Below are 23,401 nucleotides of genomic sequence, written 5' to 3' on the forward strand. Positions count from 1 at the left end.
ACGGTAATCGGACATCCGTGGTGAGGAAGGTATGAACGACATGCGTGTCCCTGTGATCGTCGACGATGCCCCTTCCTCGCCCGCCGCGCCGCGCCGAAAAGCTGTGCACGCCACGGCGACCACGATCGCTGCCGTCCGCACCGCACTGCCGCCGCACCGCTACGCCCAGGACGACCTCACCGGGCCGATCGGCGACCTGTGCCTGGCCCCGGGAGCCGACCGAACGCTGTTGCACCGCCTGCACGCATCCGCCGCTGTGCACACCCGTCATCTAGCCCTGCCGATCGAGCGGTACGCCGGTCTTGGCGACTTCGGGCGGAGCAACAACGCCTGGCTGGAGGCGGGCCTCGACCTGGGCGAGGAAGCTCTGACCGGCGCGCTGCAGGAGGCGGGGCTCGAGCCGGCCGATGTCGACCTGCTGGTGTGCGCCTCCATCACCGGCATCGCCGCCCCGTCGCTCGATGCACGTCTGGCCGGGCGCGTGGGACTACGGCCCGACGTCAAGAGGCTCCCGGTGTTCGGCCTGGGCTGCGTGGCGGGTGCCGCCGGCCTCGCCCGGCTGCACGACTATCTGCGCGGACACCCCGACGACACGGCTGTGCTGCTCACCGTCGAGCTGTGCTCACTGACCCTTCAGCAGCGCGACGACTCCCACGCCAATCTCGTCGCCGGTGCCCTGTTCGGTGACGGAGCGGCAGCGCTCGTCGCACGCGGCCGCGGTATCACCGGGGCGGCCGGAGCCGGGCCGAGGGTGATCGCCACACGAAGCCATCTCTACCCGGACACCGGCCAACTCCTGGGGTGGGACATCACAGCCGGTGGGTTCCGCGTCGTGATCGGCGCCGGCATTCCCGGCATCGTCCGCAACCATTTCGGTGGAAGTCTGCGTGCCTTCCTGGCCGAGCACGGCCTCACCACCGACGACATCGGGACGTGGGTGTGCCATCCGGGAGGTCCCAAGGTGCTCTCTGCCGTGACCGACACCCTCGGCCTGCCCGACGATACCCTGGACAGCTCATGGCGCTCGCTCGCGGCCGTGGGGAACATGTCGTCCGTCTCCGTCCTGCACATCCTGCAGAGCATTCGGGAATCGCGTCGGCCCGAGCCCGGCACGTGGGGGCTGCTGATGGCGATGGGCCCGGGGTTCTGTTCCGAACTCGTCCTACTGCGCTGGTGAGTGGGCCTCCATGATCTGGTACTCGCTTCTTCTCCTGGCCGTGGCCGCCGAACGTGTCGCCGAGTTGGTCGTGGCGCGGCGGAACGCGGCCTGGACCCTTGCCCGCGCCGGTGTGGAGTACGGCCGCGGTCACTACCCCGTCATGGTCGCCCTGCACACGGGCCTCCTCGTGTGCTGCCTTCTCGAACCCGTGCTCGCCCACCGGCCGTTCCTGCCCGCCCTGGGATGGCCGATGCTGGCGCTGGCCGTGCTGGCCCAGGTGCTGCGCTGGTGGTGCATCACCACGCTCGGGCCGTACTGGAACACCCGGGTCATCGTCGTGCCCGGAGCGCGGCTGGTCGGCGCCGGTCCGTACCGCTTCCTGCGCCATCCCAACTACGTCGCCGTCGTGGTGGAGATCGCCGCACTGCCGCTCGTGCACTCCGCATGGCTTACCGCAGCAGTGTTCACGCTCGCCAACGCGGCGCTGCTCACGGTCCGTGTCCGCTGCGAGAACACGGCCCTCACCCAGGCGCTGCCCGCATGAACGCCGGCCACGACCTGTTGATCGTCGGAGGCGGTCCCGCCGGCCTCGCGACCGCCCTGCACGCCGCGCGCGCCGGTCTCGACACCGTCGTGGCCGAGCCACGCCAGGTGCCGGTCGACAAGGCGTGCGGCGAGGGCCTGATGCCCGGCGCCGTCCGCCACCTGGCTGCCCTCGGCCTGCAGGTCGCCGGCCAACCCCTCACCGGCATCCGCTACGTCCAGGGCCCCCGCCGGGTCCAGGCGGCGTTCCGGCACGGCCCTGGCCTCGGTGCCCGCCGAACCCACCTGCACAGTGCGCTGCACCAGGCCGTGTCGGAGGCGGGGGTTCCCGTCCTGCCCTTGCGGGTGGGAGAGGTACGGCAGGACGCCACGGGTGTGACCGTGCCCGGCACGGGCCTGCGCGCCCGATGGCTGGTGGCCGCGGACGGACTGCACTCACCGGTGCGCCGTTCGCTCGGCCTGGAGGTGAGGAGCCGTGCGGTGCCCCGGTACGGGCTGCGCCGTCACTACGCGGTGCCCCCGTGGTCGTCCTACGTCGAGGTGCACTGGGGACCTCACGGGGAGGCATACGTCACCCCGCTCGGACCCGAACTCGTGGGCATCGCCTTGCTGACCGACCAGCGCGCTCCCTTCGCCACCCAGCTGCGGCGCTTCCCCGATCTGGCGGCCCGCCTCCCCGCGGAAACGGCCGTCACCGCGGTGCGAGGCGCGGGCCCGCTCCGCCAGCAAACAAGAGCCCGACGCCATGGGCGGGTCCTGTTCGTCGGCGACGCTGCCGGATACATCGACGCGCTGACCGGCGAAGGCATCTCCCTGGCCCTCACCGGCGCCCAAGCCCTGGTCGGCAACGTGCGCCGCGGTACACCGGACCACTACGAGACCGACTTGGACCGCGCCACTCGCCGCCACCGGCTTCTGACTGAGCTTCTGGTGCGTGCCCGCCAGAAGCCCGCGCTCGCGCCGCGCATTGTGCCCACGGCCGAACGCCTGCCGCACCTCTTCGCTGCGGCCGTGAACGCCCTGGCCTGAAACCCTGCCACGCAGAAGGGCCATGGCCCGCCTGGTTGCCGACCCACTCCCGAAGTTCGTCCGGATCATCGCCGTCAGTTGGGCCCACCCTGGCCACGTGACTCATACCGCTGAGAGTGCCGGGTGATGGTGCCACGCCGCCGGAACGGAATTGACTTGGCGCGTGGATCAGGGCTTGAGCACACGTTGACGCAGCCGTCCTGCTTCTTCTGGAAAACCCCGTAGCCATGTGGGGCCTGTGCGAGCGGCAGCGGGTGCGAGGTCCTCGGTGCCCAGCGGGTCGCCGTCGCCGGTCCGCGCCGGCATGATTTCGTGACGGTGGTGGGGTCGGGCAGCTGAAGGGTGAGCGGGCCGAAGGCCGCAGTGTGCACGCTGGTGAACAGGGTGTGCTCGGCGAAGTACACAGCGAGGTTGGCGATGACGCCGACGACTACGGCGGTGATGCCGCTCAGGGCGGCGGCGACGTGGCGGTTGCCGCGCAGGCGTTCGATGGACGGGGCGCCGAGGAAGACGAACATGAAGCAGGGCACGAAGGTGACCCAGGTAGTCAGCAAGGCGCCGAGCAGGGCGGCGGCCCAGGGCTGAGGGGGCCGGGGGCGCGGTAGGCGCCGAGAAAGGTGACGAACCGCAAGACCATGATCAGCGGTCCGGGGGTTACAAGTAATTCGGCCAGGGCCAGGCCGCGGACCATCTCGCCGGGGCTGAGCCGGCCGCAGGTCTGTACCGCCTGCTGGGCGACGTAGGTGAGGACGGCGTAGGCGCCGCCGAAGGTGACCAGGGCGGTGCCGGAGAAGAACAGTGACTGGTCGGTAAGGTGCTGTTGGTGCCGAACAGGGTGGCGACGACAGCCAGCGGTTCCGCCCACAGGACCAGGCCGGTCAGGAAGAGGCGCCACGTGCGGCGGCGGGTGGAGTGCTCGTGGTGCAGGGCGTCGTCGGCGATCAGCGGCGCGGGCCCACCGTCGCCGGTGTCCCTGGCATTGACGGTGCGGGTGGCGGGGGTGTAACGGGCGATGAGCCAGCCGAAGTGGCGGGCCAGTGCCCGCCAGTTCTTCAGGTGCGCGATGCCGTGCTCGACGCGGATGCGCCGCGAGGAGTGCGCTTTGCGCTGGCGCTCGTGCATCTCCTCGTACCAGTCCGGGGCGTTCTTCTTGAACTTGCGGTGCGGTGGTGTCACCACGCGCCCGCCGGTCTGGGCTCCCAGGCCCTGGTAGCCGGCATCCGCGAGGATCTCGGCTGCCGGGCCGCTCTCCAAGAGTCTGACCAGCCCTAACTTGCGGACAGGGGTGATGTCCGCGCAGCTGCCGTGCTGAGTCGGGCTGCAGAAGAGCATCCGGTCGTCGCCATCCGTGACGACCGTGGTCTTGACCGCGTTCTGCTTGCTCTTGCCGGAGATGAACTTGTCCCGGTCTTTGCGTCCGGCAGCCGGGCGCCTGACTCGGATCTCGGTGCCATCGATGATGCCGGTCTTCCCGCTGGCGCCGAGATGGTTGACGACCTCGGCGAGGGTCCGGAGCCGCACTCCGCGGCTGATGGTGCAGCCTCGCTCGGCGAGCAGAGGCCGCTCCTCACCGATGGCCCGGATGATGGTGGAGCGGTCGACGCCGAACCAGCAGGCCAGCACGTCGTGCGTGGCGGCGTGACGGAGACGCACGAGCGTGGCCAGGAGACGGTCGACGAACACCAACTGGTGCTTCGCGCCGGCGCCCACCGCCTGCTTCCGTGGCCGGGACGCGAGCTTGGCCTGGTGCCGCTCGTGCCACATCGGGCCTACCTCAGCGATGAGTTCAGCAAGCACGTCGGCCGACAGACCCGTGATCCTCCGGTCGCTGATGATCGCTGCACGAGACACGTTCCCCATCACACGATCATGATCGACGAACGAGAACGGGACTGTGAATCGTTCGGTGTAACTCCCGATCATGGAAGATGCATCGATGACCAGTGAGAACGTGGCCGGGCACGAGGCTGTCGAGTCGGCAGCGGCGGTGTCAGCGAAGGCCGTGGACGACCAGCTGATCGACGAGCTGGTGAGCCGTGCCCAGGCTGAGCGCTTGTAGCTGACAGGTGAGGGCGGATTGCTGCAGCAGCTGACCAAGCGGCTGCAGCAGTCCGCTCTCGAGGGCGAAATCACCGACCACCTCGGCTATGACAAGCACGATCCGGCGGGAAAAAACGGCGGCAACTCCCGCGACGGCAAACGCTCCAAGACCGTGCTGACCGATGTGGGACTGGTGGAGACAGCCGTGCCCCGCGACCGGGACGGCTCTTTTGAACCGAAGATCGTCAAGAAGCGGCAGAAGCGCCTGACCGGCGTTGACGAGATGGTGATCTCGCTGGCCGCCAAGGGCCTGACCACCGGTGAGGTCCAGGCCCATCTCGCGGAGGTCCATGGGGCCGAGGTCTCCCGGCAGACCATCTCCACGATCACGGACAAGGTCCTGGACGGCATGGCCGAGTGGCAGAACCGGCCGCTCGATGTCGTTTATCCGGTGGTCTTCATCGACGCCATCCACGTCAAGATCAGCGACGGCGCGGTGGCCAACCAGCCGATCTATGTGGCCCTGGCCGTCACCACTGAGGGGCGGCGGGAGATTCTGGGGCTGTGGGCCGGCGACGGCGGCCAGGGTGCCAAGCACTGGATGCACATCCTCACTGAGGTCAAGAACCGCGGCGTGAACGATGTGCTGATGCTGGTCTGCGACGGGCTCAGGGGCCTGCCCGAGGCGGTGGAGACGGTCTGGCCCGGCACCATCGTGCAGACCTGCGTGGTGCATCTGCTGCGGAACTCCTTCCGCTATGCCGCCCGCCAGGACTGGGACAAGATCGCCCGCCTCCTCAAGCCCGTCTACACGGCGCCAACCGAGGAAGCCGCCCCGGAGTGGTTCGCCGAGTTCGCCGACGCCTGGGACAGGAAGTACCCGGCGATCGTGAAGCTGTGGGCGTGTCTCTCGGACACTGTGGGACCGGACTTCCACCTCGAACAACGTCAACGGCAGGCTGACCTGCCTGAGCAGCGCGGGGGCGGTTTGAAGCGATGGTTTGGAAGCACTCGCCCCGGCTCCACCTCGTGCGGCGCTACCTTCGCCTGTGCCGTCGGTCTCGGCGTGCCGGTTGCTGTTCACCATCGCCCTGGGCAAGAGCAGCGCGTCTTGCCTTCGCCCGCCGCCGCACCAGATGCGTCCTGCGTATAGGTGGATCTCTGCTTGTGGATGTAGGCATGGCCCAGGTTTCCGCTGTCTGGAGCTTGATGATCTACCAGATACAGGCATCGAATCAGCGGCTTGCACTCCCCACGGCAGCCGAGCAGGTCGCCGGGCAGTGTCCGCCGTCCGTACTCCGAAGCCTCTTAGGTGTTACGTTGGGCAGAGACCGCGGGGGCGTCCGATTTCAGCCAGGGAGCTGAGAGCAATGTGCGACATGATGGGAATGATGGGCCCCTGGATGATGATCCTTTGGGGAGTTGTGGCGGTGATGGTGCTCGGGCTCGGCGTCGCCGGAGCCGTGTGGGGCGTGCGCGCACTCACGAATAGTCCCAGCCGGTCCGAGTTTCCCAGTCGCCACGATCATGCCCAGGAGGAACTGCGCCGGCAGTACGCCGCGGGCGAGATCGGCCGTGAGGAATACCTGCAACGCAAGATCGACCTGGAGCAGTGACCGACTCCTCACACCCAGGCAGGGAGATTTGCCACCGCAGGTGTCGATGCCACCGCCCCAGCACTCAAGTAGGCGATGCGTACTATGGTGCTTAGGTTTTCGTGCAGGGAGGCGGCCGGGATGCGAGGCTTTGGCGAGCTGGAGCAGGCGATCATGGACGTGGTGTGGGCCGCGGAGGCGCCGCTGCCGGTGCGCGAGGTGCTGGATCGGCTCAATGGCGACCGGCCGCAGCCACTGGCGTACAACACGGTGCAGACGGTGATGGAGATCCTGCATCGCAAGGGCTGGCTGTCCCGGGCGAAGGACGGCCGGGCCTTCAACTATCAGGCCACGAAGGACCGTGAAGAGTATGCGGCGTCTCTGATCGACCAGGTGTGGGCGACCGGAGCGGACCGTACCGCGACCCTGGTGCGGCTGTTCGACGGGCTGGACGAGGCCGAGGTCAACGAGTTGCGGGCGGCACTCGCCGCACGCCGTGACGGGAGCCGCTCATGAGGGTCGCACTGCTGCTGCTGGGTTACGCGGCCCTGGTGGGCACCCTTGCCCCGGTCCTGCTGGTCCGTACGGGTTGGGCGGCGCGGGCCCCGCGGCTGGCGATCTGGGCCTGGCAGGCGATCACGGCCACGGTTGTCCTCTCGGTCGCGCTGGCCGGGCTCGTTCTGGCCGTGCCCATGATGCCGATCAGCGGCAGCCTGGCGGACATGCTGCACGCGTGCGTGATGGCACTGCGCGCTCAGTACGCCACGCCGGGCGGTGCAGTGACGGCCGCCACCGGCACGGTCCTGGCCCTGGCCGTGGTGGGCCGCGCCGGCTGGTGTCTGGGGGCATCCTTGTGGCGGGCGCGGCGGGAGCGCCGTCGGCACGCCGACGTGCTGGCGATGGTCGGTCGCGCGCACCCCGATCTGGGGGTGACCGTCCTGCAGGACGACCGTCCGGCGGTGTACTGCCTGCCCGGAACCGGACACCGGATCGTGCTGACCTCGGCGGCATTGGCCGCGCTGGAGCCGTACGCGCTGGATGCGGTGATCGCCCACGAGCGGGCTCACATCCGCCAGCGGCACCACCTGGTCCTTGCCTACGCAGAGGCACTGGAGCGGGCCTTCCCGAAGGTGTCGCTGTTCCGTACCGCGGCGGATCACACCCGGCAGCTGGTGGAGATGGCCGCCGACGACGAGGCCACGGACCGTACCGATTCCCTCACCCTGGCCGGTGCGCTGGTCGAGCTGGCCGGGGCCGGGGTGCCGGCCGCTTCACTGGCGGCGTCCGGTGGCCAGGTCGCCGGCCGGGTGCGACGGCTCCTCGGCCCGCCTCGGCCACTGCGCCGGGCGGCCGTCTCGGCCGGGGCACTGGTGGCGGGTGCGGTGCTGGCACTGCCGCTGGTCCTGGCCGCCCAGCCCGCGGTAGCGGCGACCGGCATGACGACTTGCCCGCTGCCCGACGCCTCGGTGGCCGGCGCTCAGCGTCTCGTGTAAGACCCAGGGCCTGGGTGCGGGCATCTGATACTTTCACTCTTATCACCTATGGAGCTTAGGTAATGGGAGTGGCCCGCATGTCCAAGCCCGCCGCGGCCAGGAATCCGCAGGCGGCCCACCGCCGGGACCGGGTCGTCATGTGGACGGCGCTGTGCGTGGGGGTCGGACTGTTCACCCTCGACCCTGCTCGACAACATGCCGGGCTTCCTGGTGCTGCCTTTCGATCCCCACCACTCCTACGGGCAGGTCGGCGGCATCGTGCTGGCGCTCTTCGGACTGAGCCGGTGGCGATGAGCGCCTCGTCACCTCGCCTGCCGAGCGTTGCCGGCAGGGGTAAGCGGGGGCTGATCGGCAGGCTGCTGGCCGTCGTGCTGACGGGCCTGGCCTTTACCACCCTGATGTGTGGCGCCGCCCTGGCCGACCAGATGCCTGCGGGCATGGCGCAGAGCCATGCTGCCCCGCACGGGAGCATGGTCTCCCACGCCGTCTCCGAGACGGGCATGTCCGATCAGCCCCTTTGTGATGAGTGTGTACGCGAGGACAGCCGTGGGCACTGCGACAGCGGCCTGCCCGAAGGTGTCCGCGACGATTCCGCCCGTTCCGGGCCGTGTTCTGCTCCGGCCGATGAGCAAGTGGCCGTGGCGATCGAGCCTGTTCAGGCAGCCACCGTCGCTGCCCACGGCAACTTGGCATCCCGACCCCCGGATCTCCATCAGTTGCAGGTGCTGCGGGTGTAGCGAGTGAGGCCGGAGCGCGTCGCCTAAGCATGCGCTGCTCCGGTTCCGCGCGTCTGACCATCCCCCAGCACGAGCAACGCCGCCGAGTTCAGGAGCGGCGCGGAGAAGGACACACCCATGGGCTCGAACGCGAAAGCCAAGAGCGCGGAACGCCGCGCCCGTATAGAGCAGATGCGCCGCGCCGAACAGGCCCGCGAACGGCGCAACAGGATCCTCACCATCACCGCCGTCACCTCGGTCGTCGCCGCCACGCTCGGCGGCGGCTGGTACCTGTGGTCCTCGGCAGAGGAATCGCAGCGCGCCAAGGAAGCGGCCAAGGCAGCCCCCGTGAAGGGGGTGAAGACCTGGGAGAACCTCAGCCAGAACCACGTGCAGACCAAGGTCGCCTACCCGATGAGCCCCGCTGCCGGCGGCGACCACCACCCGGTCTGGGCCGCCTGCGACGCCAAGGTGTATACCAAGGAGATCAAGCAGGAGAACGCCGTGCACTCCCTGGAGCACGGTGCCGTCTGGATCACCTACAACGACAAGGCCGCCAAGACGGACATCGAGTCACTCGGCGACCGGGTGTCCAAAACCCCGTACACCTTCCTCAGCCCCTACAAGGACCAGTCCTCGCCGATCACGCTGACCGCCTGGGGCGTCCAGCTGGAGGTGGACAAGGCATCCGACACCAGAGTCGATCAGTTCCTGGACAAGTACGTCCAGGGCGAGCAGACCCCGGAGAAGGGCGCCACCTGCTCCGGCGGGAGCATGCAGTGAGCGCCCCCGCCGTCGGCGCCCGCGCCTCGCGCCGGTGGCTCCTGGCCGGGGGCGGCGCCTTCGTCGGCCTGTGGCTGGTGGTCCTCGCGCTGATCGCGGCGAAGAACCCGCCCGAGTCGGAACCGGCGCCGTCCGCGGCGTCGGCGGACGCGGGCTTCGCCCGGGACATGGCTGTCCACCACCAGCAGGCGGTGGACCTGTCGTTCATCGTCCGCGACCGCACCGACGACGAGGACGTGCGCCGCCTCGCCTTCGACGTCATCAACACCCAGGCCAACCAGCGCGGCATGCTCCTCGGCCGCCTGGAGGTCTGGGGACTTCCGACCGTCTCCGACAAGCCGCCGATGGCCTGGTCGGGCCGCGGCATGGCCTACGAGCCGCACGACGGCTCCCTGATGCCCGGCATGGCCACGAACACCCAGATCGACCAGCTGCGCAAGGCCGAGGGCAGGACCGCCGAGATTCTCTATCTGCGGCTGCTGACCGAGCACCACCGCGCCGGCGTCGACATGGCCCAAAGAGCCGCTGACCTGGCCGACGATGAGCAGATCAAGGACTTGGCCGAAGGCATGGTCCGCGGCCAGCAGTCCGAGATGAAGCTCATGGCCGACATGCTCGCCGAGCGCGGCGCGAGCCCCACGAAGTGACCCCTACCGGGGGTGGCGGCCCAGGCCTGCCGCCACCCCCGGCGGGTGCCGGCGGCACTCCGTACCCCGTCGGGGCGGGGTGCCTGCGGGCCCCCGGACGGGGCCGTCGTAAACTCCACCACCGAACACCTAAAGAGCTTAGTTGTTTCGCGGGTGCCATCCCGCACCGTCCTGTCACCACCCCCTGGGGGTCGTTCGTCATGCGTCATCGCACCCTGCTCGCCGCCGCGGTCATTGCGGCTGCCGCGCTCACCTTGTCCGCCTGCGGCAGCGGCGCCGGATCCGAAGCCGGAGCTGAGGACAAGCCCGTCGTCTCCGTCGACGCCACCGCGGGCACGGACAAGGCCGTGACCGTGCTGGACCAGCCGTTCACCAAGCCGGAACTGGTCCTCACCGACACCCACGGCGAGAAGTTCGACCTGCGGGAGCAGACCAAGGGCAAGCTCACCCTGCTCTACTTCGGCTACACCCACTGTCCGGACGCCTGCCCGCTGGCCGTGAGCAACATGGCCCTCGCGTACAAGGACCTGCCCAAGGCCGACCAGGACAAGCTCCGGTTCGTGTTCGTCACCACCGACCCCGAGCGCGACACACCAGAGGAGCTGGGCAAGTGGCTGCGCAGCGCCGGGAACCCGGACTTCATCGGGCTCAGCGGGGACTACAAGACCGTCGAGGCGGCCGCCCGCAGCGTGGGCGTGGGCATGGCGCCACCCGTGAAGAGCAAGGACGGCAAGGTCAGCGCCACGCACGGCAAGACGGTCCTGGCCTTCTCTCCGAAGGACGACAAAGCGCATGTCATCTACAGCGGCCAGGAGGCCACAGCGGAGGACTACGCCAAGGACCTTCCCAAGCTCATCAAGGGAAAGCTTCCGTGACCGGGCGCCGCGCCGCTCTGTCGGCCGCCCTGGCGCTCATGGCCCCTGTGGCACTCGCCGCCTGCTCCTCCGGCCCGAAGGGGCCCGAACTCACCGTCTCCGGTGCGTTCATGCCGCAGCCGGTCACATCCGATCTCGCGGGCGGCTACCTGACGGTGACCAACAGCGGCGACGCGGCCGACGAGCTCGTCTCGGTCACCAGCGACCTCTCCGACGACATCTCCCTGCACCAGGCCGCCGGCGACGGGATGCGGCAGGTGACGACCCTGGAGACCCCGGCTCACGGAACGCTCGTACTGAAGCGCGGCGGCAGTCACCTGATGTTCATGAGCCTCAGCCGGAAACCGGTCGAAGGTGACCGCGTCTCCGTGCAACTGCACTTCGCGAAAACCGCCCCGGTCACGCTGGATGTCCCGGTCGAGGCGCCCACCTTCAACCCGAAGCAGGACCACGATCATGAGCGGTGACATCTCCAGGTGCCGGCCTTCGGGGCACCGTCGGCGCAGCAGGCTCCGGACGTATGGTGGCCGGCGCAAGCGGCGGCGTCATCGGTGCCCGCGCGGCCCAGGGCGACGCCCGACGGCCGTTACCACGGTCGGCTGGCCCTGACGTTCGTCTTGCTTCCCCTCCTCTCGGTGGCGGACTATGAAGGCTATCTTCGACGGCCATTACCGAGAGACGGGCGCGGGTGACGGGAGTGGCGTGCGCGGCCAGCCGACACCCTCGCCCGTGCTGCTCGCAGCTCCCGGGCGAGTCGGCACCGGCCGGTGCAACGCCGGGGCGCGGTCCCACAACGCCCACGTCCAAGCGACAGCCTGCCCCAGGGAGCACAGGGCGAAGACGAACGTCAGCGTGACGGGCCGCAGCGCCGGGGAGAGCACCACATGCGTGATGGCCAGCTTGTCCGTCGTTGAGGACACCCACAGTGGATTGAGTACTCCCTTGCGGCGCTTGTGCATCACTGTGGCCACGCCCACGCGAGGGTGATGACCGCGATCAGCACGACCCCCCCGCCACATCGAGGGCGGGATAGCAAGCGCCCCGGCAGGGGAGGGTCTTGACGCCTGGCGGATCACGTTCTTCTCCCGTCGCGGGCGGAGAATGACCGACCACGCGCCGCTGAAGGGACGTCAGCAGTAGGTGGCGGGGATGTGGCCTAGGCGAGCGTCGGGGGTCTCCTGCTGGAAGGAGCCCGCCTGCCAGTGGTCGGGGAAGAGGACGAGCGCGGTCTCGTCGCGAACGCGGGTGAGCGTCCCGCCCTTCACTCGGGCCCCGGAGGCCGTCCACTCACCTTGCGGGCTCATCCAACCGCCTCCACGCCCGCGTTGGCAGCTGCGGCCACGGCGGTCACGCCTTCTCCGCAGCGATGTCCTTGATGATGGGGGAGAAGTCCCTGTACGTGAGGGGGCCGATGGACAGTGCGGCCACGCGGCCCTTCTTGTCCATGACGTAGGTGGTGGGGACGGCGCGGGGTGCGAGTTGATTGAAGCCGGTCACGGTGCGGCCGTCGGGATCGTAGATGCTGGGATAGGCGATGTCGTAGGTGCGTTCGAAGGCTTTCGCCGCGGATTTGTTGTCGCGGATGTCGATGCCGAGGAATCTCACCCCCAGCGGCTCGGTCTCCTTGTGCAGCTTGACCAGTTCGGGGGCTTCCTTGCGGCAGGGTGCGCACCAGGAACCCCAGATGTTGATCACGACCACCTGGCCGCGCATACGAGCGATGTCCGCCTGTTCGCCATCCAGGGTGATCCCCTTCAATGCGGGGGTCACGGCACGCTCGCCAGGTTGGAGGTACTGTGAGGAGCTGCCCTTCGCCGGCCCCAGAGCCCCGGCGCTGTTGCCTTCGTCCTGGTCACCGACGCAGGCGGTGAGCGTGCCGGCCGCGAGGGCCAGCAGGCCGGTGACAGCTGTGCGCCGCGACGGTCCCGCCGAGCGGGGGCCGGTGGGGAGCCGTCGCGGGCGTATGTCCGAGATGCTCAGCGAGACTCATCCTTCTGGAACCGGACCGCGTCGGTGGGATGTTCGGCGGCGCGGAGGTCCAGCTCGTGGTGGAGCAGCTGGACTTCTTCACGCAGCCGTTTGATCTCCGCGTCCGTGCTGTCGGGGACGGAGCTCCGCGCGGGCTTCCTGGGGTCCGTGGTGGAGTGGCAGGACGCCTGCCCGTTCTGTGACTGCTGCGGCATCATGTGGCAACCGCGGCCCTGTCGCATGGGCCGGATACAGAAGACGTAGGTCAGTGTGATCGCCGCCGCAGCGAACAGCGGCGGCAGGATGGTGTCGGTCATCGCGTGCGCTCCTGCGCCGGTGCCTCCGGCTGGCCGTCGACTTTGGCGCGCAGGCCGGCGATCTCCTTGCGCAGGGCATCGACCTCCTGTTGGCGCGGGTTCTTGTCGAATCCCGCGAAGCCTGCGGTCTTGTCCTGCGGGGCCTGGGCGCCGCCCTGCTGGCGGGTGCCCTTCATCATGAACCACATCATCGTGCCCATGCCGACGGGGCAGGCCAGCACGGCCAGAAGGTAGAAGAAGTCCATCGTGATCTCCTTGACTCGTTATGGGCTCGGGTTGTTGCGGGTGTGGGTCGTCGCCGCTTTGAGGGTGCGGCGCAGGCGGCGCTCGGAGACGCGGCCGTACGAGAACGGCTCGCCGTCCAGGAGGATGCCGGGGGCGAAGAGCAGTCCGGCCTCGGCGCCGAGGCGCCGGCCTTCTTCGCTGGTCAGGTCGATCTCGGTGATGTCCAGGGGGTGGTCGGCGCCGACCTTGGCCAGGACGGTCTTGGCGTGCTCGCAGAAGGCGCAGTCCGCCTGGGTGAGCAGCGTGATCCGGTGCCGGACGGTCGGGTCGGTCATGTCTGCCGCCCCGCCTTCAGGTCGGCCAGCAGCTTGTCGACCTTGACGTACATGGTGTAGTCGGGGGCGCCGCCGTAGTCCGCGCGCCACTGGATCTTCCCGTCGGGGCCGACCAGGAGGAAACTGTGGCCGTTCGTGGAACCGCCCATCATCCCGTACTCGTTGGTGGTGTACTCCTTGGAGACTTTCAGGTCGGGGTCGGAGAGCACCGGGGACTTGATGCCGTCGTCCTTGACCTTGCGCTTGGTCAGGTCGGCCGCATCGGTGGTGATGGAGAGCATGCTGTCGACGCCGAGGCCCTCGAACTTCTGCCACGCCTTGTCCAGGTCGACGATCTGGTCCCAGCACGGCTGGCAGCCCCCGCCTTCGTGGAAGTACAGCAGCACGGTCTCGCCCCGGTGGTCGGCCAGGGTTTCCTGGCCGCCCGCGCTGGAGGTCAGGGTGAAGTCGGGGGCGGTCTTGCCGATGCCGGGCTTGCCGACGTCGTAGCTGACGTTCTGCGCGGCCTGCTCGGACTGGTCGAACACCAGGTACAGGCCCCCGGTGACGGCGACCACGGCCGCGGTGACCAGGGCGGTACGGCGCAGGCGCCGGTTGCGCTGCTCCCGCTGCTTCTGGGCCTCGCGCAGTTGCTTGGTGTTCTCACGCCGGGCGGCCTTGGTGCCGGGCTTGGGCGTGTGCTGGGTGTCAGCGGCCATCGGTGGGGGCCTCCATGGGGGTGGGGCGGTCGGTGTCGGCGGCGGAAGTCGAGGTGAGTGAGTCCTCTTCGGTTCCGGGCCCGGTGCAGCAGGCGGCAGGTGCGGCCGGATCCGGGGCATCGGCGCCGACGGGCTCGGCCCCGGCCGGCGTGGCGGACCGCAGTGCGCGGCGAATCAGCAGCGCCACAGCCACGGCGGCCGCCAGTGCGACCGCCCAGCCGGGCAGCCAGGACAGGGCGTCGGTGATCCGAGAGGCGAAGTGGTCCAGATCGGCGGCGAGCCGGGCCCGCCAGCCCGAGGGGGCCATGTCCGATCCGGTGAAGGCGAGCGCCGCCGTCAGTACGCCCATGGCCACCAGCAGGCTGCCGGCGAGCAGGTCACCCAGCGGGAGGCGGCGCCGCCAGGCGCCGAGCCGCAGCGGCACCTGGCGGCCCTCAAGGACCTTGGCCGGGCCGCGGTGCCCGCGTTCCCAGGCCAGGGCGATGACCACGAGCGGGGCGACCATGCCCAGGACGTAGGTCAGCGCGACGCCGAGCGCCGCCAGGAAGGAACCGCTGGCGCCGGACAGCACCACGACCCCGGCCAGCACCGGCGCGCAGCACGCGCTGGCGATGCCGGAGAACGCTCCGAGCCCGTAGGCGGCCTTGAAGCCACCGCCCTGCCGCGGGGTGCCCCCGGACGGCATCGGCAGCTTCGGCTTCCACCCGGCCAGCACCGCCAGACCGCCAGCCAGCATGAGCACGCCACCGGTCAGATAGATCCACAGGTGGTACCGCTGGAACACGGCGGACAGGGCGGTGGCACCCAGTCCAATGGGGACGATGACGGTGGCCACGCCGGCGCCGAAGGCCAGAGTGCCCGCCACGACCCGGCCGCGGGAGCGGAAGCCGGTGGCGAAGTAGGCCGGCAGCATCACCGAGATGCAGCACGGCGCCAGCAGCGCCACCATTCCGCCGAGGAACGACGCCAGCAGCGTCGTCCCGAACAACAGCTCGCCCATCCGCAGGCCCTTTCCGGCAGGTCACAGGCCGAGGCGCCCGCGAAAACCTATGCAGCTTCGGACCTAAGCTACCTAGGAGATAGGGTGCTGTCGACCCGCTACCCCGACCGGCCCTGGCGGCGGCATCCCGGCGAGCCCAGGGGCGGCCGGGCCCGCACCTCACCGAAAGGCAGCGTCTTGTCCGTCGATATCAGCCAGGTGGTCGGCTCCGGATCCCTCTTCCTGGCCGCGCCCATCGCGCTCGCCGCGGGTGCGATCACCGTCGCCTCCCCGTGCTGCCTGCCCCTGGTCCCGGGCTACCTCTCGTACACCACCGGCATGGCCGCCGCCGACGCCCACGAAGCGCAGAACGCCCCGGGCGGCAGGGTCCGGGGTCTTGCCCTGCTGGGCACCGCCCTGTTCGTCCTCGGCTTCGCCACCGTCTTCACCGCCTACGGCGCACTCTTCGGGTCCATGAGCACGGTGCTGCTCGCTCATCAGGGCACGGTCATCCGCGTCCTCGGTGTGCTGACCATTCTGCTCGGACTGATGTTCATGGGCGCCCTGGAGCGCATCCCCCTGCTGTCGCGCACCTTCAAGCCGCGCTTCACCCCGCGCGCCGGGCTCGCCAGCGCCCCCTTCATGGGCGTGATGTTCGGTATCGGCTGGACCCCCTGCATCGGCCCCACGCTCGCCGCCGTGCTCTCGCTGTCCCTGACCACCGGCTCGGCGGGACGCGGTGCCTTCCTGGCCTTCCTCTACGCGGTCGGGGTCGGCATACCGTTCCTGCTCTTCACTCTCGCCCTCGGCAAAAGCATGCGCGCCTTCGACTTCGCCCGCCGTCACACCCGCACCGTGCTGCGCATCGGCGGCGCCCTGCTCGTGGCGGTCGGCACCGCCCAGGTCTCGGGCCTGTGGAGCTGGATGATCTACCAAATGCAGACCTGGATCAGCGGCTACGAACTCCCGCTCTGAAGCGAGGCGCTATGCGCTTGGTGCCGCCCCCCATCCGCGCCGAGGCCACGGGGGGCCCATCGCCCTGCCCCTTCGACCGTCGGCGGCTCCAGAGCCGAGTGGAAGAGAGAGGGTCGATCCCGCCTCGCGCTCCGTCGCGTGGGAGCCTCGTCCGGCATACAGACTCGGGGTGTGGTAGAAGCGAGAGTGCTCCTGCCACACCCCGGGCCCTGATCAGCTGTGCTTGTCGCAACATCCCACGCTGCCGTCAACCCGTGCCGGGACGCGATGCGAGGCGGGCGGCCCGGCACAGCAACCGCCCTGCTTGGCGGTCCGGGCCGATGTGCCGTGCGATGCGGCGCAGCACTTCTCGTGCTGGGCGGCCCGGGCTGGTCCCTGCTCGCAGCACGCGCAGCTCCGGCCAAGCGCCGCGTGCACCGTGCAGGCGGCCTTGCACCGGTCCTTCGGGGCAGTCGAGTGGACCGCCGTCGAGTCCATGGGCATCTTCATGTGCATCGCGCGCATGTCCGCCGCGCCGGCGCGCATCTGTGAGGCCATGTCCATGGCGCTCGCGGCGGGCGACGCGGGGGTGTGTGCCTGTGCCAGGCCTGAGAATCCGGCCGAGGAGACCAGGACGGCCCCGGCGAGGGCGCCGGCGCGGGAGAGGAGTCGTGTGGTCATAGGCCACCTTCCGTTCGCGCTGTACTGCGACGGTGCGTCGCAGAGTGCTGACGCTCCGGCACGCTAGCCGATCTCCTAAGAGACTTGGGTGTTGGATGGGGTGATGATCCCCCGTACGGGTGGAGTCCCGGTCTGTCCGGGGAGTGCCGCCGCGCCGGTCAGCCGGTCACCCGGGCCGTTCTGGGCGCCGTGCAGCAGGCCAGGTCGGCAGACCGGGGCCGCATGGGAACGACCCAGCGGTGGAGAGATCCGCAGTTGCGGCCGACCTGAGGTGGGGCCGCTTGCCGCGGTGACCGGTGGGCCCGGCTCGTGGTCGCCGGGGACGGGCTCCGTCCATCTCCGAAAGCGCGTAGGTTGTGGGTGGTGGCGGGCCCAGCCTCCCTCGTGAGCCAGCCGGGCCGTCGTGCCCGCGACAGCATCCGTTCCGCATCCGTACGAGGTTCCCTCCGATGACGTCCCGTTTCCGCCCTGCCCTGACTGCGGCCGCGGCCCTGCTCGCCGCCGCGCTGACCGCCTGCGGTGCAGGCTCCGACACCCCCGCCTCCGAGGAATCACCGGCGTCCGGGGTGGCCGTCAGTCACATCCACGGGCTCGGCATCGACCCGGCCGACGGGCGGCTGTACGTCGCCACCCACGAGGGAGTCATCGCCGTCGAGGCGGACGGCTCCGCGAAGCGGGTCAGCGACACCGCCGACTACATGGGCTTCACCGTGAAAGGCCCCAACACGTTCCTCGGCAGCGGCCACCCCGCACCGGGCAGCGGCGATCATGCCAACCGCGGCCTGATCGAGTCCACCGACTCCGGCAAGACCTGGAACACCCTCTCCCTCGGCGGCGAGGCCGACTTCCACGCCCTGGAGTACGCCCACAACACGATCTACGGATACGACAGCACCAACGGCCTGCTCCGCGTCAGCAAGGACGGCAAGACCTGGGACGACCGCGCAAAGCTCGCAGCCCTCGACATCGCCGTCAGTCCGAACGACCCCGACCTGGTACTGGCCACCACACAGCAGGGCGTCGCGAAGAGCACCGACGGCGGGGAGACGTTCGCCCCCGGCACCGAACCGGTGATGTCGTACGTTTCGTGGGCCGGGCCCGACGCCCTCTACGGCATCGATCCGACCGGCGCCCTGCACCTCAGCGCGGACGGCGGCAAGACCTGGAAGAAGGCGGGAAGCGTGCCCGGCGGGCAGCCCCAGGCGCTCACCGCGGTCAGTGCCGACCGCATACTGGCCGCCACCCAGGACGGCGTGTACGAGACGACCGACGGCGGCAAGACCTTCACCGAACGCGTTCCGGTCACCCGGGCGGCCGGTCACTGAACCACCCGGGCTGGATCCAGTGCGGCCAAGGAGGGGCATCCAGGGGCGCGAAGATGAGCCGGGATGCACGGGTGCGGCGGTACTGGAATCGCGACGCACCCTCGTACGACGGCTGCATGCGCCCGTACGACCGGCTGCTGGTCGGTGACGGCCGGTCGTGGGTGTGCGCGCAGACAACCGGCAAGGTCCTGGAGGTGGCCGTCGGCACCGGCCGGGACCTGCCGCACTACCCGGCGCGGGCCGAGGTGATCGGCATCGACCTGTCCCCGGGAATGCTGGATGGGACCGGCCGCGCGCGGCCGCCTCCCCGGCGGCCGTGACGCTGTGGAGGGGGCCGCCGACGCGCTGCCGTTCCCCGATGCCTCTTTCGACGCGGTGGTGTGCGCACTGGCGCTGTGCTGCATGTCCGACGACCGCGCCGCGGTGCGCGAGATGCACCGGGTGCTGCGGCCGGGTGGCCACCTGCTGATCGACCGCATTCCCAGTACCAGGTTCCCCGTACGCGTCGTCCAGCGGCTCGCCGTACCGGTGCTGAGGCGCCTTTCCCACGCCTACCGCCTGTGCAGGTTGCTGCTCCTGGTGGAGCGGACGGGGTTCACCGTGCTCCGCCGGGAGCGGTACTGCCTGGGTATGGTCGAGCGCCTCACGGCGGTCACCCGTACGCGTGTGACCGGAGTACGGCGTTCATCTCCGCACTCCAGGGGGTGGCGTCATGGCGGTGCATCGCCCGTGCCACACTCTTCCCCATGTCACCTAAGCAGCTTCGGAGTAGTGCGGGGTGGCCAGGCCCCAGGTCCGCGGGCACGCCCCCGCGAAGCCGTCGGCAACTGCTGACGGCCGGCGCGGCGCTGCTGCTCGCCGGGTGTACGTCGGCAGCGGAGGGCGGAGCGAATCGGTCCTCCGGTACCGGCGGGTCTCCTGGCCCCTCGTCGGGGTCTCCTGAGGGCGCCGGGGAGATCACCGCGATTCCGGCCGGGCGGCGCACCGAGGCACCCGACATCTCCGGCAAGAGCCTGGACGGAGAGCCGCTGCGGCTTTCCGACTACCGCGGCAGCGTGGTGTTGCTCAACGTGTGGGGCTCCTGGTGCGAGCCGTGCAAGGCCGAGGCGCCGCATCTGGTGCGCGCCTTCGAGGCGACCCGGGGCCGGGGCGTGCAGTTTCTGGGTATCAACACCCGCGACATGTCGGTCGGCCCCGCGAAGGCGTTCGAGCTGCAGTACGGCATCACGTACCCCAGCTTCTACGATCCCCGGGGGAAGCTGGTGCTGCGCTTCAAGGGGCACCTGCTGCCGCAGGCGATCCCGTCCACGGTGGTGATCGACCGTCAGGGAGGCATCGCTGCACGGGCGCTGAAGGCAGTCAACGAAAAGCAGGTCTTCTCCATGCTGGCCCCCGTCATCGCCGAAGGCCGGTGAATGGCATGCCCACCCCGCACAGCCGGACTCCTACGGACACCGACCACTCTGACAGCGTCCCGAAGAGCCCGTTCGAGACGCCGCACTCGGCAATGTCCAGCGCGCCCCGGGACGATGCCGAAGCCCTCGTCGGCGCCCGGCTCGGCCCTCTGGGGTGGCTGCGGTGGATGTGGCGCACGCTCACCTCGATGCGCACGGCGCTGATCCTGCTCCTGCTGCTGAGCCTGGCAGCAGTCCCCGGTTCCCTGGTCCCGCAGGACTCCGCCCAGCCGGCCGAGGCCGCCGCGTTCCGCGCCGAGAACCCCACGCTGGCACCGGTCTTCGAGAAGCTGGGGCTGTTCGACGTCTACGCCTCCCCCTGGTTTGCTGGACGTCCTCCGCATCGTGACCGAATTGCCCGTCGTAGTGGAGGATGACCACGGAAAGCCTGTGATCGAGAACCATCCCGAGCCACCCTGGGCCAGCACGACCAGGCGTCCAAGGTGGACGGTTCCCTGGCCTCGGTCCTGGCACGCAGGCAGGGCACCGTGGCCGGCGCTTGGAGCCTGACGAGCCGGCAGGAGATCCACCCCGACGACTTCGAGCGCGTCGGGCAACTCCTCAGCTGGCTCGCGACCAAGGCCGACGGTCGACACCGAGGTCCCGACGGCAGGGTCACCTTGGGTTGGACCCGGTTCTACGAAGATCCCCAGCCCGAGCCGTTGGTGGTGCGTGACGGTGCGGTGATCTGGCCGTCGTAGCCGGGTGGTATGCCTGCACGGCCCTTGTTTAGCTACGGACTGCCGGGGGCGGTTGACGGGCGTTGTCGCAACGGCTCACATGCGCGAAAAGAATGTCCATACCGAGGTGACGGTGTACTCGCATGCTCGTTGGTAGGGGCGTGATCGAGTTCCCGCCGGTCCTCGAAGAGTGGCTGAACGTCCTGCGGCCTGTCGCGCAGTTCTACGCGGGCAAGGTCGTTGAACTGCGTCCGGCGCCCGACGGCTGGCAAGGCCCAGTACACGCATGGGACAGCGGCAGGGGGCTCGTCACTCACGTCGACGGGGAGCCGGTCACCGTGACGACACCCGTGAACTCATCGCCACCGTCCGCGGCTACGTCCACGCCGAGGCGGACCCATGCCCCGTCGCGGACGGTGTGCGTCGCGGTCTCGCCCTCCAGGCCGAGGTCGCAGATTCGACGCCACCCGTCGCCGACGGGGTCCTCGAACGCCATGGCGGATCCGACCCAGCTCGGCGGGATGACGACGCCGCCGCCCTTCGGGAACCGGGCGAACACCTTGGCGATCACGTAGGGGTGGTCTTCTCCGTAGGAGCGGATCGTACGGTCGACCCAGTCCTGGTCGGGCATGTGGTCGGCGAGCGAGTGCCGGTCCACTCCCGCCGGGCAGTCCGTGCAGTACGGGGCGCGCTCCCCGGTGATCGCGGGGGAGTCGAGGGAGGAGATCGGGATCGCGACGGTGGTCGGCTCGGCCGGGTCGTCGCCCTCGACGCACAGCTCCTCGAACCACGAGGCCGGATCGTCCATCGCCGGGTTGCCGATGGCCAGCATGGCGGCGTGGCCGCCGGTGAGCAAGTTGTTGGTGCCGTGGCCGATCATCGGGGCGATACCGCCCGCCTCGTCGACGATTACTGAGCTTGTTGGCGTGGTGTCGTTGGGGGCTGACGGCGTGTGATCGTCGCGGTATGCCGTTTGTATGAGGTATCCGCAGGGTGGTGGGCTGACGCCTGAACGGCAGGCGTTTCGTGAGCGGATCCGGATGGAGGCCGCCGAACGGTTCGGCGCCGGCGCCTCCAACACCGAGGTCGCCAAAGGCTTACGGGTGAGCGTGCGCTCCGTTCAGCGGTGGCGCCTGGCCTGGCAGAAAACAGGCCCGGACGGTCTTCGCTCAGTGGGTCCGGTGTCGCTGCCCAAACTGAGCGAGCAGCTGTTCGCGGTACTGGAGCAGGAGCTGGCCAGGGGCCCCGTCGCACACGGCTGGCCGGACCAGACCTGGACGCTGACGCGGATCAAGACGCTGATCGGGCGCCGGTTCCACAAGAGCATGTCGCTCTCGGCCATCGCGAAGATGCTGCGCCGGCACGGCTTCAGCCACCAGGTCCCCGCCCGCCGCGCTCTGGAGCGCAACGAAGAAGCGGTCACCGGCTGGGTGAAGGAGACATGGCCCCACGTGGAAACACCGCGGCGGCGCTCGGGGCCTGGCTGTGCTTCGAAGACGAAGCCGGCTTCTCGATGACGCCGCCCACCACCCGCAGCTGGGCCCGACGCGGACACACACCCTCATCCGGGTGCGGGGACGCTCCCAGCGCCGCTTCTCCATCGCGGCCCTGGCCTGCTACAAGCCGGGCGAACGCTCACGCCTGATCTACCGGCTCAAGCGGCACGTCGATCACAAGCGGGGCGGCAGACGCAGTTTCACCTGGACCGATTACCGCGACCTGCTCGTCGCCGCCCATCAGCAGCTCGGTGCACCCATTGTGCTCGTCTGGGACAACCTGAACGTCCACAAGGACGCCCGGCTGAGAGCGTTCATCGATGCACACGACTGGATCACCTGCTACTTCCTGCCGGCATACGCACCCAACCTCAACCCCGTCGAAGGCCTCTGGTCACTGCTACGACGCAGCAGCCAGGCCAACACCGCCTTCACCGACCCAGACCACCTGATGCGCACCCTCCGGCATGGCCTCCGCCAGATCCAATACCGCAGCAACCTCATCGACGGATGCCTCACCGAAACCAGCCTCACCTTGACGACATCACGGCAACAAGCTCAGTAGCAGCAGGTGCGGCATGTGGATGCCCTGCATCGCCGCCTCATCATTGGCCGGCGCCGAAAAGCCGTAGGCGGCGACCACGTCGTTGCCGTACGGGTCGGGCATCTTGTACTGGACGGTGTCGCAGTAGCCGGGAAGGCCGGCGCGCGGGACAACCTTCCGGATGTGCGGCCAGAGCTGCCGCTGCACCTGCCGGAACCGTGTCGCGGTCGTGATGCACAGCGCAGTCCCGACCGGGTACACGTTGGTGAACCACACGGCCGCGCGGGCGGCGAGGTGCGTCTTGCCGACGCCCAAGCCCGCAGGCACGGCGACCCGCTGGTGGTCGACGATCGCGTCGAGCACCGCCCTCTGCTTCGACCAAAGGCTCTCGCCGAGAACGTCCTCGACGAACCCGGACGGCGAGTCCCGCCACAGGCCGTACAGCGATCCGGTGGCCCGCTCGACCTCCGTCATCACCACCGCCCGCTCCCGGGCCGTCAGGTGGTGCTTGAAGGCGTTGCGGCGCTCGGTGGGCGGCAGGCGCAGGAGGATGTCGGCGACGTTCGCAGCGTCGCGGGAGACGACACCGGGACGTGCGGATCGCAGCGCGGACGCCGGAGGGGCCACGGGGGTGGCTCTCGGCTGCTCGGGCTGCGTGCGGGACATGATCGGGAAGGTGCCGTCCGGCAAGTTCTCACGTCGCGGTCTGGCCGAGGGCCCATGCCCAGACACCCGGCCAGACCGCGCGCTTCCGGCGGTGTTGACTACGAACCGCGCCCTGTACGCGACACCGGAAGTCCTCAGGCCGAGGCCCGCGCCCTCCGGGGGATGAGCTGGGGGCGCGGGGCCTCGGCACTCTCTAGTA

Annotated in this window: 31 protein-coding genes and 2 pseudogenes; 21 read left to right on the forward strand and 12 right to left on the reverse strand. The window is 69.6% G+C overall.

Annotated elements, in window-relative coordinates; translation table 11 throughout:
* The first annotated feature begins 40 nt into the window (after positions 1-40).
* The 3 genes from ACLGIH_RS33750 to ACLGIH_RS33760 are packed head-to-tail and all read left to right on the forward strand — an operon-like array spanning position 41 to position 2,731.
* Positions 41-1,177 carry a type III polyketide synthase gene (locus tag ACLGIH_RS33750; RefSeq protein WP_416529052.1) on the forward strand — a complete coding sequence of 379 codons (1,137 nt, stop codon included), beginning with the start codon at positions 41-43 and terminating at the stop codon, positions 1,175-1,177.
* 10 nt (positions 1,178-1,187) lie between these two features.
* Entirely contained in the window at positions 1,188-1,703 is a 516-nt protein-coding gene (locus ACLGIH_RS33755; protein ID WP_416529053.1) for an isoprenylcysteine carboxyl methyltransferase family protein, read from the forward strand.
* A complete protein-coding gene (locus ACLGIH_RS33760; protein WP_416529054.1) occupies positions 1,700-2,731 on the forward strand; it encodes an NAD(P)/FAD-dependent oxidoreductase in 1,032 nt (343 codons plus the stop codon). The genes ACLGIH_RS33755 and ACLGIH_RS33760 overlap by 4 nt, the downstream gene beginning before the upstream one ends.
* A gap of 74 nt (positions 2,732-2,805) precedes the next feature.
* Here the strand turns inward: ACLGIH_RS33760 and ACLGIH_RS33765 are convergent, their stop codons facing one another.
* The 3 genes and pseudogenes from ACLGIH_RS33765 to ACLGIH_RS33775 all read right to left on the reverse strand — a co-directional run.
* Entirely contained in the window at positions 2,806-3,285 is a 480-nt protein-coding gene (locus ACLGIH_RS33765) for a chromate transporter (protein WP_416529055.1), read from the reverse strand.
* Entirely contained in the window at positions 3,279-3,626 is a 348-nt protein-coding gene (locus ACLGIH_RS33770; protein WP_416529056.1) for a chromate transporter, read from the reverse strand. Before ACLGIH_RS33770 ends, ACLGIH_RS33765 begins: the two co-directional genes overlap by 7 nt.
* A 143-nt stretch (positions 3,627-3,769) precedes the next feature.
* Positions 3,770-4,654: pseudogene (locus ACLGIH_RS33775) on the reverse strand (transposase family protein); the annotation flags it as partial.
* Positions 4,655-4,667: 13 nt separating this feature from the next.
* Here ACLGIH_RS33775 and ACLGIH_RS33780 point away from each other — a divergent pair.
* The 10 genes and pseudogenes from ACLGIH_RS33780 (at position 4,668) to ACLGIH_RS33825 (ending at position 11,347) form a co-directional block, all read left to right on the forward strand.
* Positions 4,668-4,790 carry a hypothetical protein gene (locus ACLGIH_RS33780; RefSeq protein WP_416529057.1) on the forward strand — a complete coding sequence of 41 codons (123 nt, stop codon included), beginning with the start codon at positions 4,668-4,670 and terminating at the stop codon, positions 4,788-4,790.
* Positions 4,791-5,723, forward strand: a pseudogene (locus ACLGIH_RS33785) (IS256 family transposase); the annotation flags it as partial. It abuts the gene before it with no gap.
* 418 nt (positions 5,724-6,141) lie between these two features.
* Positions 6,142-6,387, forward strand: a complete 246-nt coding sequence (locus ACLGIH_RS33790; protein WP_416529058.1) for an SHOCT domain-containing protein — start codon at positions 6,142-6,144, stop codon at positions 6,385-6,387.
* Positions 6,388-6,507: 120 nt separating this feature from the next.
* Entirely contained in the window at positions 6,508-6,882 is a 375-nt protein-coding gene (locus ACLGIH_RS33795; protein WP_416529059.1) for a BlaI/MecI/CopY family transcriptional regulator, read from the forward strand.
* The gene (locus ACLGIH_RS33800; protein WP_416529060.1) at positions 6,879-7,859 is read left to right on the forward strand and encodes a M56 family metallopeptidase; all 981 of its coding nucleotides are present in this window, start codon (positions 6,879-6,881) and stop codon (positions 7,857-7,859) included. Before ACLGIH_RS33795 ends, ACLGIH_RS33800 begins: the two co-directional genes overlap by 4 nt.
* Before the next feature lie 284 nt (positions 7,860-8,143).
* Positions 8,144-8,596, forward strand: coding sequence for a hypothetical protein (locus tag ACLGIH_RS33805; RefSeq protein WP_416529061.1), 453 nt, complete (start codon positions 8,144-8,146; stop codon positions 8,594-8,596).
* A 117-nt stretch (positions 8,597-8,713) separates the two neighbouring features.
* The gene (locus tag ACLGIH_RS33810) at positions 8,714-9,358 is read left to right on the forward strand and encodes a DUF3105 domain-containing protein (protein WP_416529062.1); all 645 of its coding nucleotides are present in this window, start codon (positions 8,714-8,716) and stop codon (positions 9,356-9,358) included.
* Positions 9,355-10,005 carry a DUF305 domain-containing protein gene (locus ACLGIH_RS33815; RefSeq protein ID WP_416529063.1) on the forward strand — a complete coding sequence of 217 codons (651 nt, stop codon included), beginning with the start codon at positions 9,355-9,357 and terminating at the stop codon, positions 10,003-10,005. The genes ACLGIH_RS33810 and ACLGIH_RS33815 overlap by 4 nt, the downstream gene beginning before the upstream one ends.
* A 200-nt stretch (positions 10,006-10,205) precedes the next feature.
* Entirely contained in the window at positions 10,206-10,880 is a 675-nt protein-coding gene (locus ACLGIH_RS33820; protein WP_416529064.1) for an SCO family protein, read from the forward strand.
* Positions 10,877-11,347: a copper chaperone PCu(A)C gene (locus ACLGIH_RS33825; RefSeq protein WP_416529065.1), complete on the forward strand. Its 471-nt coding sequence runs from the start codon at positions 10,877-10,879 to the stop codon at positions 11,345-11,347. The genes ACLGIH_RS33820 and ACLGIH_RS33825 overlap by 4 nt, the downstream gene beginning before the upstream one ends.
* Positions 11,348-12,010: 663 nt before the next feature.
* Here the strand turns inward: ACLGIH_RS33825 and ACLGIH_RS33830 are convergent.
* The 7 genes from ACLGIH_RS33830 to ACLGIH_RS33860 form a co-directional block, all read right to left on the reverse strand.
* Positions 12,011-12,184: a hypothetical protein gene (locus ACLGIH_RS33830; RefSeq protein WP_416529066.1), complete on the reverse strand. Its 174-nt coding sequence runs from the start codon at positions 12,182-12,184 to the stop codon at positions 12,011-12,013.
* A 43-nt stretch (positions 12,185-12,227) separates the two neighbouring features.
* The gene (locus ACLGIH_RS33835) at positions 12,228-12,650 is read right to left on the reverse strand and encodes a TlpA family protein disulfide reductase (protein WP_416529067.1); all 423 of its coding nucleotides are present in this window, start codon (positions 12,648-12,650) and stop codon (positions 12,228-12,230) included.
* Positions 12,651-12,856: 206 nt separating this feature from the next.
* The gene (locus ACLGIH_RS33840) at positions 12,857-13,165 is read right to left on the reverse strand and encodes a hypothetical protein (RefSeq protein ID WP_416529068.1); all 309 of its coding nucleotides are present in this window, start codon (positions 13,163-13,165) and stop codon (positions 12,857-12,859) included.
* Positions 13,162-13,410, reverse strand: a complete 249-nt coding sequence (locus ACLGIH_RS33845; protein WP_416529069.1) for a hypothetical protein — start codon at positions 13,408-13,410, stop codon at positions 13,162-13,164. The genes ACLGIH_RS33840 and ACLGIH_RS33845 overlap by 4 nt, the downstream gene beginning before the upstream one ends.
* A gap of 18 nt (positions 13,411-13,428) precedes the next feature.
* Positions 13,429-13,725: a glutaredoxin family protein gene (locus ACLGIH_RS33850; RefSeq protein WP_416529070.1), complete on the reverse strand. Its 297-nt coding sequence runs from the start codon at positions 13,723-13,725 to the stop codon at positions 13,429-13,431.
* A complete protein-coding gene (locus ACLGIH_RS33855; protein WP_416529071.1) occupies positions 13,722-14,423 on the reverse strand; it encodes a peroxiredoxin family protein in 702 nt (233 codons plus the stop codon). The genes ACLGIH_RS33850 and ACLGIH_RS33855 overlap by 4 nt, the downstream gene beginning before the upstream one ends.
* Complete coding sequence (locus tag ACLGIH_RS33860) at positions 14,413-15,423, reverse strand: cytochrome c biogenesis CcdA family protein (RefSeq protein WP_416529072.1); 1,011 nt, start codon at positions 15,421-15,423, stop codon at positions 14,413-14,415. Before ACLGIH_RS33860 ends, ACLGIH_RS33855 begins: the two co-directional genes overlap by 11 nt.
* A gap of 84 nt (positions 15,424-15,507) precedes the next feature.
* On the opposite strand from ACLGIH_RS33860, the gene ACLGIH_RS33865 reads away from it, so the two are divergent.
* From ACLGIH_RS33865 to ACLGIH_RS33895, 7 genes are all read left to right on the forward strand, one after another.
* Positions 15,508-16,377 (forward strand): cytochrome c biogenesis CcdA family protein, encoded by an 870-nt coding sequence (locus ACLGIH_RS33865; protein WP_416529073.1) that lies wholly within the window; start codon positions 15,508-15,510, stop codon positions 16,375-16,377.
* Between the two features lie 1,109 nt (positions 16,378-17,486).
* Complete coding sequence (locus tag ACLGIH_RS33870; protein ID WP_416529074.1) at positions 17,487-18,362, forward strand: F510_1955 family glycosylhydrolase; 876 nt, start codon at positions 17,487-17,489, stop codon at positions 18,360-18,362.
* A gap of 53 nt (positions 18,363-18,415) precedes the next feature.
* Positions 18,416-18,682 (forward strand): class I SAM-dependent methyltransferase, encoded by a 267-nt coding sequence (locus ACLGIH_RS33875; RefSeq protein WP_416529075.1) that lies wholly within the window; start codon positions 18,416-18,418, stop codon positions 18,680-18,682.
* Complete coding sequence (locus ACLGIH_RS33880) at positions 18,642-19,196, forward strand: class I SAM-dependent methyltransferase (protein ID WP_416529076.1); 555 nt, start codon at positions 18,642-18,644, stop codon at positions 19,194-19,196. The genes ACLGIH_RS33875 and ACLGIH_RS33880 overlap by 41 nt, the downstream gene beginning before the upstream one ends.
* Positions 19,109-19,777, forward strand: a complete 669-nt coding sequence (locus ACLGIH_RS33885; protein WP_416529077.1) for a TlpA disulfide reductase family protein — start codon at positions 19,109-19,111, stop codon at positions 19,775-19,777. Before ACLGIH_RS33880 ends, ACLGIH_RS33885 begins: the two co-directional genes overlap by 88 nt.
* 92 nt (positions 19,778-19,869) lie before the next feature.
* Positions 19,870-20,193 carry a cytochrome c biogenesis ResB family protein gene (locus ACLGIH_RS33890; RefSeq protein WP_416529078.1) on the forward strand — a complete coding sequence of 108 codons (324 nt, stop codon included), beginning with the start codon at positions 19,870-19,872 and terminating at the stop codon, positions 20,191-20,193.
* A 66-nt stretch (positions 20,194-20,259) separates the two neighbouring features.
* Positions 20,260-20,517, forward strand: coding sequence for a hypothetical protein (locus tag ACLGIH_RS33895; RefSeq protein WP_416529079.1), 258 nt, complete (start codon positions 20,260-20,262; stop codon positions 20,515-20,517).
* 292 nt (positions 20,518-20,809) lie between these two features.
* Here the strand turns inward: ACLGIH_RS33895 and ACLGIH_RS33900 are convergent, their stop codons facing one another.
* Complete coding sequence (locus ACLGIH_RS33900) at positions 20,810-21,376, reverse strand: hypothetical protein (protein WP_416529080.1); 567 nt, start codon at positions 21,374-21,376, stop codon at positions 20,810-20,812.
* Between the two features lie 97 nt (positions 21,377-21,473).
* Here ACLGIH_RS33900 and ACLGIH_RS35070 point away from each other — a divergent pair.
* Positions 21,474-22,557 (forward strand): IS630 family transposase gene (locus ACLGIH_RS35070; RefSeq protein ID WP_473246765.1). Its coding sequence is split into 2 segments (ribosomal slippage): positions 21,474-21,947 and positions 21,949-22,557, totalling 1,083 coding nucleotides; the frame shifts between segments, so codons are not numbered across the junction.
* On the opposite strand, the gene ACLGIH_RS33915 is transcribed toward ACLGIH_RS35070, so the two are convergent.
* The gene (locus ACLGIH_RS33915) at positions 22,537-23,202 is read right to left on the reverse strand and encodes a hypothetical protein (protein WP_416529081.1); all 666 of its coding nucleotides are present in this window, start codon (positions 23,200-23,202) and stop codon (positions 22,537-22,539) included. The two genes, ACLGIH_RS35070 and ACLGIH_RS33915, sit on opposite strands and share 21 nt — an antisense overlap.
* Between the last annotated feature and the right edge of the window lie 199 nt (positions 23,203-23,401).

This window comes from Streptomyces hamibioticus, assembly GCF_047946815.1.
Taxonomy (GTDB): Bacteria; Actinomycetota; Actinomycetes; order Streptomycetales; family Streptomycetaceae; genus Streptomyces.